Source organism: Pedobacter sp. GW456-11-11-14-TSB4 (genome assembly GCF_059424425.1).
The window spans coordinates 186,473-202,755 of sequence record NZ_JBWKZK010000003.1 but is presented as its reverse complement, the minus strand read 5'-3'; the positions used below and the strand labels follow the sequence as shown (position 1 = coordinate 202,755).

The following is a 16,283-nucleotide window of genomic DNA, read 5'->3' as shown; positions in this document are numbered from 1 at the left end:
AAAATTCTGATAGCGTTAGCGTAAATTGTCGTGAACAATTTTTATTTTGTTTTGTAGTATGTATAAAAAAATCAATCAAATACTGTATGCAATTAGAACAATCTACCTTAAATACCATAAATACATGGTTAAATGGCAATTACGACCAACAAACTAAATCAGAAATTCAATCTTTATTAAATAACGAATCAACTACAGAATTAACTGATGCTTTTTATAGAAGTTTAGAATTTGGTACTGGCGGATTACGCGGAATTATGGGTGCAGGCTCAAACCGTATCAACAAATATACCATCGGTACTGCTACACAAGGTTTAGCCAATTACCTAAATAAAAAATACAAAGGTCAAGAAATTAGTGTAGCAATTGCTCACGATAGCAGAAATAATTCTGATGTTTTCGCAAATATTACTGCCGATGTATTTTCGGCGAACGGCATAAAAGTCTACTTTTTTAATGCGCTAAGACCAACTCCTGAATTATCTTTCGCCATTAGAGAATTAGGCTGCAAAAGCGGTGTTATGTTAACAGCCTCTCATAACCCAAAAGAATATAATGGCTACAAAGCCTATGGCAATGATGGCGGACAGTTTACTTCTCCAGATGATAAAATGGTGATGGATGAAGTTGCCGCTATTAAAAGTATTGATGAAGTGAAGTTTGATAGAGTTGATGCGAACGTAGAAAGCATTGGCGAAAATATTGATAAACTTTATTTAGATAAAATTACAGCACTTTCGGTTTCTCCGGATGCAATTGCTCGCGAGCACGATTTAAAAATTGTTTTCTCTCCTATTCACGGTACCGGAATTACTTTAGTACCACAAGCTTTAGCACAATTTGGATTTACCAATGTGCAAATAGTTGAGGAGCAAAGTGAACCAGATGGTAACTTCCCAACAGTTGTTTACCCTAATCCAGAAGAAAAAGAAGCTTTAACACTAGCTTTAAAGAAAGCTGCAGAAATTGATGCCGACTTAGTTTTAGCAACAGATCCGGATGCTGACAGAGTTGGTATTGCGGTTAAAAATAATGATGGCGAATTTGTATTGCTAAATGGTAACCAAACTGGAAGTTTATTGATCAATTACTTATTAACCGCTTGGCAAGAAAAAGAAAAACTAACTGGAAATGAATACGTTGTATCAACTATTGTTACTACAAGTTTAATTAAAGCCATTTGCGATGCCAAGGGCGTTGAGTATTTTAATACCTTAACAGGATTTAAGTGGATTGGACAAGTGATGACCCAAAATGAAGGTAAAAAAACTTTTATTGCTGGCGGTGAAGAAAGCTATGGTTATTTAATTGGCGATTTGGTACGTGATAAAGATGCGGTAATTTCATGCGCATTTATTGCTGAGATGACCGCCTTCTACAAAGATAAAGGCAGCAGTTTATATCAAGCGATGATTGATATGTATGTAACTTATGGAATGTACAAAGAAGATCTGGTATCAATCACTAAAAAAGGTAAAACTGGCGCTGAGGAAATTAAAGCGATGATGGAAAAATTCAGAAATAATCCACCTGCAAAATTAGGCGGCTCTGATGTAGTTACCTTAAAAGATTACGAATTAAATAAAGAAACTGACATTAAAGCTGGATCGAGTAAAGAATTAGGTTTCCCTAAATCTGATGTGCTGCAATTTATTACCGAAGATGGCAGTATTATTTCTGCCCGCCCAAGTGGTACAGAACCAAAAATTAAATTTTATTGCAGTGTAAATACGCCTTTGGCAGCCGCCGAAGATTTTAAAGCTACTGAAGAAAAATTAGCGGATAAAATAAAAGCAATTATGGAAGATTTGCAGGCATAATTGATATCTAAGTGGTTTAAAGATTTATTGTAGAAAAATTAAAATGCTAAAATGCAAAACATTTTGTCATCCAGAATGCAGTGAAGGATCTCTTGTCGTGAAATTCCTCGTTCCTCGGAATGACAAAACTGCATATATTAGGAAAATCCAGTTGTTCGTAATAGAACAAGAATTAAAAAGGTTGGTGCATTTCGCATCAACCTTTTTTTGTCAACCTAATCACAGATTTTGTAAAATTAATGACAAAAAACTAAACCCAATAGCTACATTTGCAGCAATGACAGCGTTTAGAAAAATTATTGCGATTTTTTTATTACTCGGAATTGTTGCCAATAGCTTCAATCAATGGCTGTTATTTTCTTCTTATACTGTAAATAAAGAATACATCTCTACCGTTTTATGTACCAATAAAGACAAACCACACTTACATTGTGATGGTAAATGTTTCTTGGATATTAAATTAAAAGAGTTGGAGAAGAAAAACAAACAAGAGCAAGATAATTTAAAAAGGATGATAGAAACATTGGCCCCTGCTCAAGCTAATCTACTTCCCCAAGTTTTCGAAACTTATCTTGAACTGCCATCAACTCCTTACTTGCTACGACAACCATATGGTAAAGTAGTGTCTATATTTCAACCGCCAAAAACGGCTTAAATATTATTTCTTGCTATAAATTTTTCTGTTTTCAGCTCTGCTGGATATTTAAAGAAGTTTCGTCATTGCAATTCCGATTTTCCATCGGGAGTGTTAATTCATTTATGATCCATCTGGAGGAATAACTACTTTTTGATTAGCTATTAATAGCCTATTCAAACATTTTCAGCAAGAAATAATCATCCTTTTTTAGCGAATGCTAAATCCCAAAAATTAAAACGATTAGATGAGTAAAATCATCAATCAATATCATAACACCTATAAATTCAACTACTTACCTATCAAATTTTAGGGTAAGTGATTATATGAAAAAATTATTATCTATTATATTATTAGCTACTGTTTTATTTACATCATGCGATAAAAACGAAGAACCATTGGCGGTTGCAGAAACCGAAGGAACTGCGTCTGTAACCTTTGATGCTGTTTTCGGAACTCAAGATTTTGCATTAAACAAAGATTTTGTTGCAGGAACAAAAACTTACAACTTCAATAAATTTAGATATTGGATTAACAATGTTACCTTGATAAATGCAAAAGGTTAAGAGTTTAAAATCCCAAATTCTTACTATTTAATTGAAGAAACCGCTGCAGTTCCTGTACAAGAAGGCGCTTTTACCTACCCAGCTACCAAGCGTGAGACTGTGAACTTGCAAGGAATTCCGGCAGGCGATTACAAATCTATCAAGTTTAATATTGGTGTAGAAAGCAGATACAACGATAACTTGAGTTTACAGGTTGGCGAACTTTCACAGTTAAACGGCATGACAAATATTTCATGGATGTGGATGACCAGCTATATTTTTAGCTCAATTGGTGGTAAAATTACTGAAGGTACTACCACTAAAAATATGTTGGTAGAAACTGGTTTAAATGCAAACCATAAAACAACAACAATAGATTTTCCAACTGCTTTACGTATCGGTTCTAGCAAACAAACTTCCATTGTTTTAACTACAGATGTTGCAAAAGCAATTGATGGTGTTGATGTTTTCGCTAATCCAGTTGTTGGGGCTAGCAAAGCAACTATCATGGCATCTGTTGCTACTAATTACGCAATCAAAGTTTTTACAGTTAAATCTGCAAACTAAAAAAATGATGGGTTTAATTGCTAAAAAGCGGTTTATTTACCTTATAACATTGGTTTTAATCATCATCTTTTCTTGTAAAAAAGAAGAGGTGATGGTAACCGATGAAACACCCCAAGCAGTAAGATTGGAGGTACCTGCTAATTTCCCAAAATATTCTGATGATTTGGATAATCCATTAACTACAGAAGGAATAGAGTTAGGCAGGTTGCTGTTTTTTGACACCAGACTTTCGGGCAACAATAAACTTTCATGTGGTTCTTGTCACAAACAAAATATTGCTTTTAGCGATGCTATTGCATTAAATAATATTGGTGTTTCTGGTAAAACGCTCGACCGTCATTCTCCAACTTTAATCAATTTAGCATGGGCCAACAATGGTTTATTTTGGGATGGTGGAGTAACAAACCTCGAATCGCAAGCCTTTGCACCTTTAACCAGTGCCGATGAGATGCACCAAAATTTAACAGAACTGGAATATGAGTTGAAACAAGTAACAGATTATGTAAAAAAGTTCAAGCTTGTATTTAATGATGAAATTAAATCGGCCAATGTTGTAAAAGCCTTGTCTCAGTTTCAGCGAACTTTAATTTCTGGCAATTCCAAGTACGATAAATACATTAGAAAAGAGGATGGTGCAACGTTAAGCAACCTGGAAACAACTGGCCTTAACCTCATCAATAGCAAATGTAAAAGATGCCACGCTGGCGAACTATTCACAGATAATGGTTATCACAATAACGGATTAGATGCAACATTTAATGATGAGCATGAGGGTATTTACCAAGGCAGATACAGAATAACCCACAATCTGCTAGATGTGGGAAAATTTAAAACACCCACCTTGCGAAACATAATGTTAACTGCCCCATATATGCACGATGGTAGATTAAAAACTATTGATGATGTTTTAGAACATTACAATACAGGATTAAAAAGCTCCGAAACAATAGACCATCAACTTTTCCAAAACGATAACCAACTAGGTATACCACTCTCAACAAATGAAAAAGAGGCAATAAAAGCTTTTCTTCATGCACTAACTGATAATGACTTTATCAGCAATAAAAAATTTAGTAATCCTAATTAAATATCATGAAACAAATCAATATAAAACAAACACTCCTCACTATTTGCACTATTATATTATTAGCATCATGTGCTAAAACTGAAGATCCTGCACCAGAATTTAAAGAAGAAAACCTAGCTCCTTTTTCTATAGAGTTCGACAATATTGTTGGCGAAAGAACTTTGTCTATTAATAATACTGGTAGTTTATATACAAATGCGGCTGGAGAAAGATTTTCTATTTCAATGTTGCAATATTTTATTAGCAACATTAAGGTGGCAACAGCCGATGGTAAAACCTACACTGTACCACAAGAAAAAAGTTATTTTTTAATTAATGGGGCAGACAAAACTACACGTTTTACAAAAGTAGAAGTGCCTGAGGGAGATTATACCAAAGTAACTTTTACACTTGGTATTGATAGTTTACGCAGTACGATGGATTTATCGAAGCGAACAGGAGTTTTAGACCCTGCCGCTGGCGGAGGACACGATGGCGGAGGAATGTACTGGGGATGGAATTCCGGCTACATCTTCTTTAAATACGAAGGTAACTCCAATGTAATTTCTGATGATGTAAATGGTGATCCAACTGGTAAAAAACAGTTTAAATACCACATCGGTGGATTTGGAGGTTATAGTGCGCCTACCATTAACAACATCAAAACTATTACGGTCGATTTAACAACAGCAGGTATTGCTAAAGTTAGAAAAGACAGACAAAGTAACGTACACCTTTTTGTAGATGTAATGAAGGTTTTTAATGGTAAAAATGCCTTCAGCATTGCTGCACACCCAAATGTAATGTTTAGCAATTACAGTACAAATATTGCAGCAAACCTTACAGAAATGTTTAAACACGACCATACTGAAAACTAATCATCATGAATAAAAAACACTTATCGGTTTTATTTTTTATGGGATTAATAGTTTTTGCCTGTAAAAAAAGTGAACCTATTATTGATCAAATTGAAACCTTTATCGGTTTCCAAAAGCCGGTTAATTTTCCAGATCCGGTTTACAACTTTGCCAATAATAAAGTAACTAAAGAAGGCTTTGAATTGGGCCGTGCTTTATTTTATGAGCCAAGATTATCTCGCAACAATACCATCACCTGTGGTTCGTGCCACATTCAATCCTCAGCTTTTACACAACATGGGCATGATGTAAGTCATGGTATTGATGACCGTTTAGGAACACGTAACTCACCTCCTATTATGAACTTGGCTTGGAGCAAAGCTTTTAATTGGGGTGGTGGTGTTTTTGATTTAGACTTACAACCAATTATCCCGATTACTACACACGAAGAAATGGACGAAAACCTAGAAAATGTGTACAATAAATTGAGAGCCATGCCTAAATACACCAATATGTTTAAGGCTGCATTTGGTACAGAAGAAATCAACACCGCTCGTTTTATGAAAGCACTTTCTCAATTTATGGTCATGTGTATCAGCAGCAATTCTAAATATGATAAAGTATTGAGAAAAGAACCTGGATTTTCTTTTACAACAGAAGAATTAGAAGGCTATACCATTTTTAAAGAAAAATGCGGCTCTTGCCATACTGAACCATTATTTACCGATGGCTCATTTAGAAACAATGGTTTAGGTATTAGTCCGGTTAACGATAAAGGTTTATTTGCAGGTACATTGGTTGAAACCGACAAATATAAATTCAAGGTTCCATCATTAAGAAACTTGAGATATACCGCTCCATATATGCACGATGGTAGATTTTTAAGTTTAAATGGCGTTTTAACGCATTACAATTCGGAGGTTGTAGCAACCCAAAACCTTGATCCATTACTAAAAGGAAGCAAGCTAGGTATTGCTTTAAACGAAACCGAAAAAACAAAAATTACCGCTTTCTTAAATACACTTAATGATGAAGATTTCATCAATAACAAGCTTTTAGCAGAACAATAATAAAAATGAAATTGAAATTAATCATCGCGTTAGCAACAATATCCTTCAGTTTTACTGTAAAGGCATGTGACATTTGTGGTTGTGGCGTAGGCAGTTACTACATCGGCATTTTGCCAGAATATAATAAGCGTTTTATAGGCCTAAGGTATCAATATAAAACCTTGCAAACTCATTTAGGACCTACGGGTCAACGCACACCAATTTCTACTGATGAAACCTATCAAAGTGCCGAGTTTTGGGGCGGGTGGAACATCGGGAAAAAATTTAGGGTTTTAGCTTTTGTACCTTACAACTTTAATGAACGTATAAATCAGGATGAGCGTGGCACTAAAAATGGCTTGGGTGACGTAGCTTTAATGGGCTATTACAACCTTTTTAATAAAACTGGCACATTGGGTAGTAAACTTTTGGTGCAATCATTATGGCTTGGTGCTGGCGTAAAAGCACCAACAGGCAAGTATGAGCCCAGCGAACGTTTAGCTTTGCAGGATTCGCCAAATAACTTTCAGCTGGGTACGGCTAGTACAGATTTCACATTTAATGCAGCTTATGATATCCGCCTGAATGATTTGGGTTTAAATGCCAATGTAAATTACAAAGTCAATACCGAAAATAAATTTGATTATAAATATGGTAATAAACTGACTACTAACCTATTGGCTTATTATAAATTTAGGCTGTTTCATAGTTTTACAATAGCACCAAATGCTGGTATTCTGTACGAAACATCTGCCAAAGATTTTGAGAGCGGTAAATATGAAGTTGAGGTTTCTGGAGGACATTCGTTAGCGGCTATTGCCGGAGTTGAGTTTGCTTTAAAGGGCATTTCTTTTGGTGCCAATTATCAAAATATCAGATCTCAAAATTTAGCTGGCGGAAGAGCTTTTGCTGGCAATAGAATAATGACACACATTTCAATCCCATTTTAAAAATTAAATAACATGAAAAAACTAATTATAATCTCTGCAATAGCAATTTTTGCTGGTGCCTGTAAGCCAAAGGCTGATGTAACAACCATAAAAGATGAAACAATGAAACTGCATGATGTAGTAATGGCAGATCATAGCAAAATCATCGGCAACCAAATGAAAATAGACACCCTACTGAAAAACTTGGGCAAATTAAAAACTAAATTTCCGGCAATTGATACCGCTGAAGAAAAAGTAGAGATGCAAAAATTGATGACCGATTTAGTAAAAGCTGAAGAAAGCATGAACAATTGGATGCACAATTTTAATGGAGATTTTAAAAATGAAGCCGATACTACTGTATACAATTACTACAAAAACGAACATGATAAAATTGCTAAAGTAAACGAATTGTATCAAACAGAAATCAAAAAATCAGATACTTATCTATCCAAATTTAAAAAATAATGAAAATAGCAAAATTGATGTTATTAGCTGTTATAGTTGTCATTACAGCATGTAGCAAACCAGAAAAACTCCCCTACCTGCAAATGGAAGTTGTTGCTAAAGAGGTTGATGGAAAAATAGTAGAGGACACTACTTTTAGAACTATACCTGACTTTAAACTCTACAATCAGGATAGTGCTGTGGTGACTTTAAAAGATTTCGATAATAGCATTTACGTTGCCGATTTCTTCTTCACCTCTTGCCCTACCATTTGCCCTACTATGTACCGTAATTTATTTAAGGTATATAAAAAGTTCGAAAACAATCCAGAAGTAAAATATGCATCGCATACCATTGATGTAAAGTACGACAAACCATCGGTAATGAAAGCTTACGCCAAAAAAATGGGGATTAAAGGAAACAATTGGCAGTTTTTATGGGGAACCAGAGATGAAATTTATGCCTTGGCAGAAAGAAATTACATGGTTTATACCAAAGAGGACAACAAAGCACCTGGAGGATTTGCGCATCAGGGATATTTGATTTTAGTAGATAAACAAAAGAGAATTAGAGGTGCTTATGATGGTACTGTGGAAGAAGATGTAAATAAATTAATGGCAGATATGGAGATCCTGCTAAAAGAAAAATAACCAAAGATTAAAATAAATTAAATGAAAAAAGCAATATTAATTTTAGCTCTAGGCTTAGCATTATCGCAAGTATATAGTGCCACTAAACAAAAAGAAATTAAACAACAAAAAGCGGCTATAGATACTTTAAAGAAAGATGGCATCGATCCGGTTTGTAAAATGAAAGTTAAAGCTGGCAATACCAAAACAGTAGTTTTTGAAAAAGTAACCTATGGTTTTTGTTCAGAAAGTTGTAAGAAATCTTTCGAGGCTCAACAAAAAAAATACATCAAAAAATAATAATTAAAAAATGGTTTTGGCATTTTATTTTACCTTGTTATGCCATTAAAATTTAGGCTAAAACCATTTTTAGTTTACCTTTGTCTATTAAAATAAAATCATGAAAATATTAAATGCTAAACTTGTAATTTTTCTTGTTTCCATACTATTTGTTGCTTGCCATAATGAAAAAAAGTTGCCAATTTACGGCGATCGTGAGGCGGTAATAGTGAAAGATAAAGCTGGCATAGAAAGAATTGATACGGTTTACCAAACCATTCCAAACTTTTCTCTACTAAATCAAGATAGTGTTCTCATTAATCAAGATACTTTTAAAGGCAAAGTTTACGTGGCAGATTTTTTCTTTACATCTTGTACCACAATTTGCCCTACCATGCATAGAAATTTAAAATCGGTTTACGAAGATTATAAAAGCAACCCTGATGTGATGTATTTATCGCATACTATTGATTTTAAATACGATAAACCTTCGGTGCTAAAAAAATATGCTAACAAATTAGGTGTTGACCAAGCCAAATGGCAGTTTGTTTACGGCAGCAAAGAAGACATTTACAAATTAGCCGAAAAAAATTATTTTACAGTAGTTGCAGAAGATCTAGACTCACCAGATGGTTACATGCACCAAGGCTGGCTAGTACTTATTGATAAGCAAAAAAGAATGCGTGGTGCCTATGATGGCACAAAAACTGAGCAAGTAGATTTATTAAAAAAAGATTTAGCGCTGTTATTGGCAGAAAAAAATTAATATGCGCAAATCAATCATCATAGCAATATTCTCTTTAATTATTTGCTCCATTATTTACTCTTGCCAAAGTTCTGGCGAAATTGAATTTGCCGCCTACAAAAGTAATGGCAAAGATATTTATGTAAAATATTGCCAAAATTGCCATGGTGCAAACGGTGAAGGTTTGGGAGAATTGGCACCACCTTTAACTGACAGTGTATTTTTAAAAGAGAACAAGCAACAATTGGCTTGTTATATTAAAAATGGCGCAAACCAACCAATGGTAGTTAATGGCAAAACCTATCACGAAAAAATGCCTGCGTTTAATCAATTAGAAAACATAGACATTGCCCAGGTAATTACTTACGTTACCAATACTTTTGGCAACAACCAAGGTATGTATAAGCAAGAAACTGTAGAGAATGATTTAAAAAACTGTAGCCCCTCCCAACCCTCCCAGAAAGGAGGGCTTTAAAATAGCCAAGCTTCTTTATCCTTTAGTCTTTCAGCTTTTTATTATCTTTACAAAAAAATGCAAGCCGTTCTATCGCTGTTTCGAGTAATCGAAAGAGAGGAAAGTCCGGGCAACATAGAGCATCTCGCTTCCTAACGGGAAGGCGTTTAGGATTGAATACCTAAACGACAGAAAGTGCCACAGAAAATATACCGTCCCGATTTTACATCTGGATAAGGGTGAAAACGTGAGGTAAGAGCTCACGATCTCGCTAAGTGATTAGCGATTTGGTAAACCTCGGGAGTTGAAAGACCAAATAGGCTAACGCATGTAGGGCGGCTCGTTCGATGTTAGTGGGTAGGTCGTTAGAGCTAAACGGCGACGTTTAGACTGGATTAATGATAGAAACTGAGCAATCAGGACAGAACCCGGCTTACAGGCTTGTATTTTTTTCTTTTTCAAACTGATTACTTTTTTGCAGCGCAATTATCTGAAGCTATCAAACTTTAGTCCCGCTGTTTGCTTTATTTCGTCCCAACCTCAAGGTCGGGACTACATGTCCGCTTCCATCGGGGCTATAAACATCGGCTAATGCAAGTAAAACCCCTCATAGTTACAAAAACCTTATTGCTCCATATTCTGCTGCCAATGAATTAAGAATTATTAAAATTTTAGCGAAGACGCCAACATGAAAAAACTCCCACATTGACGTATGAGCTAAGGTTAAACTATTTTTTTTTCAAACTAGCTATTAAATTTCGTAAGTTTTAGCTAGTTAATACAGTCATCCGATGAATATTCACAGTAATTGATATTCATCGGATGACTTACTTGTACTTTGACTTATGCAAGTAAACCCATCATAGTAGCAAAAGCTTGCGTAATATAAACCTGATATGAGTGAGCATGTAGTCCGGACCTTTAGGTTGGGACGAAATAAAACGAAGAGCAGGGCTGCATTAGCCAAAATGCACTATCAATCGTTTTCAAAAAAATCGATATTATTTACGATTTATTGATTTGGATTACTAAAATCTCTATTTGAGGCAAATTTATAATCGGTTAGCGTAGTTAGAAACGCGATAATTGCCGTTTTCTCATCGCTGGTTAATAAAATTCCAGTTTTGCCATTTGGCTGCACAAGCGAAGCATCTAAACTTGGTGAAGATTTTACGCCATTACTGTAATGATCTAAAACCTGTGTTAAGTTAATAAATCTACCATCATGCATGTAAGGTTCGGTTAAAATTACATTCCTTAAAGTAGGTGTTTTAAATTTTCCTAAATCGTTAGTATTTCTCGTCACTCTAAATCTCCCAGTAAATACTCCTCCTAAAGATTGATCGGTAAAAGTTGCATCTAAACCATTGTTATGAAACTCATTATCGGTAAATAATTCGCCAGCATGGCAATTACTACATTTTTGTTTAACTAAATTTAAACCCTGTGTCTCGAGCGCACTTAAACTTATATTGTTTTCTTTTCTAACAAATTGATCGTATTTAGAATCACCAGAAATGAGCGTTTTTTGAAATTGTGCTAATGCTTTCGCAATCAATTCGGCTTTGATATCATCATTAAAAACTTTCCTAAATCGGGTTACATAATCCGGAATTCGTTTTAATTCTACTTCTAAATCTGGCAACTTTTCATTCATTTCATGCAAGTCGGTTAAAGGTATAAGCGCTTGCGATTGTAGACTATTTGAAATTCCATCCCAATTTAAGCCATTATTTGCCCAAGCTAAATTAATTAAAGCAGAAGCGTTTCTAGGCAGCGGAATGCCAGTAAAACCAATATTTGTTTGTGGTACGGCATCTGTAAAAGCTAATTCTGGCCTATGGCATGAGGCACAGGAGATGCTATTGTTACCAGATAATTTTACGTCAAAAAATAGCAACCTACCCAACGCAATTCCCTCGGTTGTTAGTTGATTATTGATATCTAAAGTTGGTTTAGGAAAGTTTGTAGGAACCTTGAGCTCAAAGGGATGTAAACTATCATTAATTACAATTGGCTCGTCTTTACCGCATGACAATAACATCATCAGCAAAGCTACGGCACAATAAACAGCTGATTTTTTAATATTCATTTTTTCAATTGCAGTACCTAAGTTAATCATAAATATCAATCAAATACAACTTAGAAAAACCAATCGCTAATTTTTTCGTTTTAACTGTATAAAAAACTATACATTTAACAAAAAATAATATATTAGCACTCTTTAACACACTTAAACCCAAAAATGGCTAAACTACTTATAATAGACGACGAAAGAGCGATAAGAAGTACTTTACGTGAAATTTTAGAATACGAAAGTTATGATGTTGATGACATTGATAATGGAATTGACGGATTAGAACTCATCAAGAAAAACAATTATGATTTAGTATTGTGTGATATCAAAATGAATAAAATGGATGGTATGGAAGTGCTAGAAAACGCACAAATCCTAAAACCAGATCTTCCATTTATCATGATCTCTGGGCACGGTACTGTAGAAACTGCTATTGAGGCTAGTAAAAAAGGAGCTTTTGATTTTGTATCTAAACCACCTGATTTAAACCGTTTATTGATCACTGTTCGAAATGCTTTAGATAGAGGTAATTTAGTAACAGAAACAAAGGTATTAAAACGTAGAGTTAGTAAAACTCGCCATATTTTAGGCGAATCTGATAGCATAAGCAAAATTAAAGAAACAATTGACAGAGTTGCGCCAACCGAAGCACGAGTTTTAATTACTGGTGCAAATGGTAGCGGTAAAGAGTTGGTTGCCCGTTGGATACACGAAAAATCTAACAGAGCAGATAGCCCGCTAATTGAAGTTAATTGCGCCGCAATTCCGTCAGAATTAATTGAGAGTGAATTATTTGGTCACGAGAAAGGTTCATTTACCTCTGCAGTAAAACAACGTATAGGTAAATTTGAATTGGCGAACGGAGGAACTTTATTTTTAGATGAAATTGGCGACATGAGCCTTTCTGCACAAGCCAAAGTTTTAAGAGCTTTGCAAGAACATAAAATTACACGTGTTGGTGGCGAAAAAGAATTAGATGTAAATGTTAGAGTTTTAGCGGCAACCAATAAGGATTTGTTAAAGGAAATTGAGGATGGTAATTTTAGAATGGACCTTTACCATCGCTTAAATGTAATTAATATTCATGTACCACATTTAACTGAACGTACGGATGATATACCTGTTATTGCACAACAATTTTTAGAAGAAATTTGTGGCGATTATGGCATGCCTGTTAAAAAAATAAGCGAAAGTGCAATGGAAGCTTTAAAGGCATTACCATGGACAGGTAATGTACGTGAGCTACATAACATGATTGAGCGTTTAATTATTTTAAGTGATAAAAGCATTACTGAAAATGATGTGATTGCATTTGCAAACCCAACTGGCGGTACAAACATTGGCACAGGAAATAGCAATGCTGCTGCAGCCCAAGTGAGTTCAACAGTTCCTTATGATAAATTCTCTAACTTTCAGGATTACAAAGACTTTGCAGAAAAAGAATTTATTAAATTTAAACTAGAGAAGAACAATTGGAATGTTTCTAAAACTGCAGATGATATTGAAATACAACGCAGTCATTTATACAGTAAAATAGAAAAATTCGGTTTAAAAAGATCTGAATAGTTAAGTTTGAAGGCTGTAAAGTTTAAACTTTACAGCCTTTCATTCTAATCCATATATTGAGCTTGCCTTACTAACATTGCCCTATATTTATTAAAAATTGCAGTTTTAGAAATAAAACCTTTGAATTTATTTTGCTGATCTAATACAGGCAAAATCCAAGCATTTTCTGCTTCCATTTTTTGCAAAACATCTTTTAGTTCGGCATTAATATTTAATACTACTGGCGCATCTTTCATTAACTCATTCACCATAAACTCACTATCATTATTTAGTGAGACTGATTTTTTCAAAATCTCCTCCACATATAATAACCCTTTAAAAACACCTAAATCATCAACTACTGGAAATATGTTACGTTTTGATTGTAGAATATCAGATAATCTATTTTTAATTACATCATTTTCATTGAGTATTAGATAATCTTTCTCAATCAAGTATTTTAACTTCATCATGTTTAATACTGTAGTATCCTTGTCTTCATGATGAGAAAGTTCTCCTTTATCTGCCAGTGGTTTGGTGTAAATTGAATATTTGTTTACGCTTCTATTAATTAAATATGCAATAGCTGTGGTAATCATTAAAGGCACCATTAAAACATATCCGCCAGTAATTTCGGCAATTAAAAATATACCTGTTAAAGGTGCATGCATAATTGAACCTAATGAAGCCGCCATACCGGCAACAATAAAATTTGCGGTATTTACTTGCGCTATTCCTAATGTATTAATGGTAAAAGCTACTGTAAAACCTAAAAGTCCGCCTATAATTAAACTTGGTGCAAAAATACCACCGTTACCACCTGCACCTAAAGTAACCAAAGTAGCTATAGATTTTGCAAAAACTGTAACCAGAGTAAATAAAATGATTAATACTGGAAATGAACTGTAAGAAGAGAATATACTGTTTGTAATTACAGCAATGTGATCTCCTTTCAGTAAATTTTTAATGGTGATGTATCCTTCGCCATATAGAGTTGGAAAAAGAAAAACCAATAAACCTAGCATTAAGCCACCGATTACAACCTTTTTGTAAGGATGATCTATTTGATAAAAAAAACTTTTGATGGCATAATTTGCTTTGGTAAAATAAATTGAAAACAAGCCAATAACTGCCGCTAATAAAATATAATACCCTATAGATGAGGTTACCCAACCTTCGGTTGCTAAAAAGAACAATTGCTCATTATAAAAAAACCTAGCAACTACCGCCGCAGTAGCCGAAGCCAATAATAATGGTATAAATGCAGGAATAGTAAATTCTGGCAACAAAATTTCTATGGCAAATACAATTCCGGCGATGGGGCTGTTAAATGCACCAGCAATACCTCCAGCTGCACCACAAGCTAAAAGCAAAGTAATTTCACGCTGAGATAAACCTAAAAACCTACCTACCGTTGAACCTATAGATGAACCAGTTGTAACGATTGGGGCCTCTAAACCGGTAGAACCTCCAAAACCAACAGTTAAAGCAGAGGTTATAATTTGCGAATAAATATTGTGCGCTTCTACATGACTAGATTTTTTTGAAATGGTATAAAGTAAAGGCGTTAAACCAGTTTCAAATTTTCCTTTTTTAATGAACCTTCTTACATAAAGCACCGACAAGAAAATACCAATCATTGGAAAAAGCAAATACAGATAGTATTTATACTGCCAATTTAAGTCGGTTTGCAAGAAATTTTCGATGTGGTGGGTAATCGTTTTTAACAACGAAGCTGCTAAGCCAGCAAAAACACCTACAAGTACAGCAGCAATAACCAAAAAATTTCTATTCGATATTTTAGTTTTGCGGTAAGAATTAAGTTGATCAACTAAGCTTACAAACCGTACATACATTTTAATTGTTTTTTAAGTTTTAAGAAAATGGAGCGTTTTCTTTAAACATCAAATTTATCAAGCAATTTTAAAAGAGTTGTAAAGTCTTTTGGATATGGTGCTTCAACATGGATATCCTGATCATCTAAACCTTTAAATGTAATTTCTTTCGCATGTAAGGCAAAACGCTTCATAATCGGCTGTTCTTCTTCATCTTTAGATAAGCGATAACCCTTTTTTATTGAAGATAAGAAAACTGGTTTACCTTTATACATTGTATCGCCACAAATGGCAGCACGCTGAGTAGCCAAATGTATTCTTATTTGGTGCATTCTGCCGGTAACTGGCTTACACTCTACCAAAGTGTAATGTTTATAATATTTTATCGATGTAAAAAAAGTTTCTGCTCTTTTGCCTTCTGCCCTATCAATCGTTACATTTTTATTGCCATCATTTAAAATAGGCAAATCAACAAATAAATTATCAAATTGATATTGTCCATCAACCACAGCATGATAGATCTTTTTTACCTTTCTTCGCTCAAACTGCATTGATAAATGACGGTAGGCATCTGGATTTTTCGCAATAACGATAGCTCCAGAAGTTTCCTTATCCAAACGATGGCAAACCTGCGCATCATCTGTGTATTGCCTAGCTAAACGCAAAATATTTACTTCGCCAGCAGCACCACGCTCATCTAAAGAAGCAACAAATGGAGGTTTATTTATGACGATAAAATCGTTGTTTTCGAATAGGATGAGATCTTTAAAATTTGGGTACTTCACACTGTTTATTTAAATAAAGT

General features: G+C 34.5%; 15 protein-coding genes, 1 other RNA gene and 1 pseudogene. 14 read left to right on the top strand and 3 right to left on the bottom strand.

Features of this window, described 5'->3' with window-relative positions:
- Positions 1–86 precede the first annotated feature (86 nt).
- From AC07XU_RS12570 to rnpB, 13 genes and pseudogenes are all read left to right on the top strand, one after another.
- Positions 87–1,820: a phospho-sugar mutase gene (locus AC07XU_RS12570; RefSeq protein WP_494943977.1), complete on the top strand. Its 1,734-nt coding sequence runs from the start codon at positions 87–89 to the stop codon at positions 1,818–1,820.
- Positions 1,821–2,097: 277 nt separating this feature from the next.
- On the top strand, positions 2,098–2,475 hold the full coding sequence (locus tag AC07XU_RS12565; protein ID WP_494943976.1) for a hypothetical protein: 378 nt from the start codon (positions 2,098–2,100) through the stop codon (positions 2,473–2,475).
- 305 nt (positions 2,476–2,780) lie between these two features.
- A pseudogene (locus tag AC07XU_RS12560) lies at positions 2,781–3,566 on the top strand (MbnP family protein).
- A 4-nt stretch (positions 3,567–3,570) separates the two neighbouring features.
- Entirely contained in the window at positions 3,571–4,653 is a 1,083-nt protein-coding gene (locus AC07XU_RS12555) for a cytochrome-c peroxidase (RefSeq protein WP_494943975.1), read from the top strand.
- Between the two features lie 5 nt (positions 4,654–4,658).
- On the top strand, positions 4,659–5,510 hold the full coding sequence (locus AC07XU_RS12550) for an MbnP family protein (RefSeq protein WP_494943974.1): 852 nt from the start codon (positions 4,659–4,661) through the stop codon (positions 5,508–5,510).
- Between the two features lie 5 nt (positions 5,511–5,515).
- Positions 5,516–6,559, top strand: a complete 1,044-nt coding sequence (locus tag AC07XU_RS12545) for a cytochrome-c peroxidase (protein WP_494943973.1) — start codon at positions 5,516–5,518, stop codon at positions 6,557–6,559.
- A gap of 5 nt (positions 6,560–6,564) precedes the next feature.
- Entirely contained in the window at positions 6,565–7,488 is a 924-nt protein-coding gene (locus AC07XU_RS12540; RefSeq protein WP_494943972.1) for a transporter family protein, read from the top strand.
- A gap of 12 nt (positions 7,489–7,500) precedes the next feature.
- On the top strand, positions 7,501–7,935 hold the full coding sequence (locus AC07XU_RS12535; protein WP_494943971.1) for a hypothetical protein: 435 nt from the start codon (positions 7,501–7,503) through the stop codon (positions 7,933–7,935).
- Positions 7,935–8,564 carry an SCO family protein gene (locus tag AC07XU_RS12530; protein WP_494943970.1) on the top strand — a complete coding sequence of 210 codons (630 nt, stop codon included), beginning with the start codon at positions 7,935–7,937 and terminating at the stop codon, positions 8,562–8,564. The genes AC07XU_RS12535 and AC07XU_RS12530 overlap by 1 nt, the downstream gene beginning before the upstream one ends.
- A gap of 21 nt (positions 8,565–8,585) precedes the next feature.
- Complete coding sequence (locus tag AC07XU_RS12525) at positions 8,586–8,843, top strand: YHS domain-containing protein (RefSeq protein WP_494943969.1); 258 nt, start codon at positions 8,586–8,588, stop codon at positions 8,841–8,843.
- Between the two features lie 100 nt (positions 8,844–8,943).
- The gene (locus AC07XU_RS12520; protein WP_494943968.1) at positions 8,944–9,588 is read left to right on the top strand and encodes an SCO family protein; all 645 of its coding nucleotides are present in this window, start codon (positions 8,944–8,946) and stop codon (positions 9,586–9,588) included.
- Position 9,589: 1 nt separating this feature from the next.
- A complete protein-coding gene (locus AC07XU_RS12515; RefSeq protein WP_494943967.1) occupies positions 9,590–10,042 on the top strand; it encodes a c-type cytochrome in 453 nt (150 codons plus the stop codon).
- Between the two features lie 56 nt (positions 10,043–10,098).
- An RNA gene (rnpB, locus tag AC07XU_RS12510) (RNase P RNA component class A) lies at positions 10,099–10,473 on the top strand.
- A gap of 560 nt (positions 10,474–11,033) precedes the next feature.
- On the opposite strand, the gene AC07XU_RS12505 is transcribed toward rnpB, so the two are convergent.
- Positions 11,034–12,143 carry a cytochrome-c peroxidase gene (locus AC07XU_RS12505; RefSeq protein WP_494943966.1) on the bottom strand — a complete coding sequence of 370 codons (1,110 nt, stop codon included), beginning with the start codon at positions 12,141–12,143 and terminating at the stop codon, positions 11,034–11,036.
- Positions 12,144–12,266: 123 nt separating this feature from the next.
- Here AC07XU_RS12505 and AC07XU_RS12500 point away from each other — a divergent pair, with 123 nt between their 5' ends.
- Entirely contained in the window at positions 12,267–13,664 is a 1,398-nt protein-coding gene (locus AC07XU_RS12500; protein WP_494943965.1) for a sigma-54-dependent transcriptional regulator, read from the top strand.
- A gap of 44 nt (positions 13,665–13,708) precedes the next feature.
- Here the strand turns inward: AC07XU_RS12500 and AC07XU_RS12495 are convergent, their stop codons facing one another.
- Both AC07XU_RS12495 and AC07XU_RS12490 read right to left on the bottom strand, forming a co-directional pair.
- Positions 13,709–15,499, bottom strand: a complete 1,791-nt coding sequence (locus AC07XU_RS12495) for a chloride channel protein (RefSeq protein ID WP_494943964.1) — start codon at positions 15,497–15,499, stop codon at positions 13,709–13,711.
- A gap of 41 nt (positions 15,500–15,540) precedes the next feature.
- Positions 15,541–16,263, bottom strand: coding sequence for an RluA family pseudouridine synthase (locus tag AC07XU_RS12490; protein ID WP_494943963.1), 723 nt, complete (start codon positions 16,261–16,263; stop codon positions 15,541–15,543).
- Positions 16,264–16,283 lie beyond the last annotated feature (20 nt).

Coding starts and splice junctions, on each gene's coding strand:
- AC07XU_RS12520 (WP_494943968.1), top strand. CDS start 8,944: ATGAAAATATTAAATGCTAAACTTGTAATTTTTCTTGTTTCCATACTA.
- AC07XU_RS12500 (WP_494943965.1), top strand. CDS start 12,267: ATGGCTAAACTACTTATAATAGACGACGAAAGAGCGATAAGAAGTACT.
- AC07XU_RS12570 (WP_494943977.1), top strand. CDS start 87: ATGCAATTAGAACAATCTACCTTAAATACCATAAATACATGGTTAAAT.
- AC07XU_RS12540 (WP_494943972.1), top strand. CDS start 6,565: ATGAAATTGAAATTAATCATCGCGTTAGCAACAATATCCTTCAGTTTT.
- AC07XU_RS12555 (WP_494943975.1), top strand. CDS start 3,571: ATGATGGGTTTAATTGCTAAAAAGCGGTTTATTTACCTTATAACATTG.
- AC07XU_RS12545 (WP_494943973.1), top strand. CDS start 5,516: ATGAATAAAAAACACTTATCGGTTTTATTTTTTATGGGATTAATAGTT.
- AC07XU_RS12565 (WP_494943976.1), top strand. CDS start 2,098: ATGACAGCGTTTAGAAAAATTATTGCGATTTTTTTATTACTCGGAATT.
- AC07XU_RS12515 (WP_494943967.1), top strand. CDS start 9,590: ATGCGCAAATCAATCATCATAGCAATATTCTCTTTAATTATTTGCTCC.
- AC07XU_RS12525 (WP_494943969.1), top strand. CDS start 8,586: ATGAAAAAAGCAATATTAATTTTAGCTCTAGGCTTAGCATTATCGCAA.
- AC07XU_RS12505 (WP_494943966.1), bottom strand. CDS start 12,143: ATGATTAACTTAGGTACTGCAATTGAAAAAATGAATATTAAAAAATCA.
- AC07XU_RS12550 (WP_494943974.1), top strand. CDS start 4,659: ATGAAACAAATCAATATAAAACAAACACTCCTCACTATTTGCACTATT.
- AC07XU_RS12535 (WP_494943971.1), top strand. CDS start 7,501: ATGAAAAAACTAATTATAATCTCTGCAATAGCAATTTTTGCTGGTGCC.
- AC07XU_RS12495 (WP_494943964.1), bottom strand. CDS start 15,499: ATGTATGTACGGTTTGTAAGCTTAGTTGATCAACTTAATTCTTACCGC.
- AC07XU_RS12530 (WP_494943970.1), top strand. CDS start 7,935: ATGAAAATAGCAAAATTGATGTTATTAGCTGTTATAGTTGTCATTACA.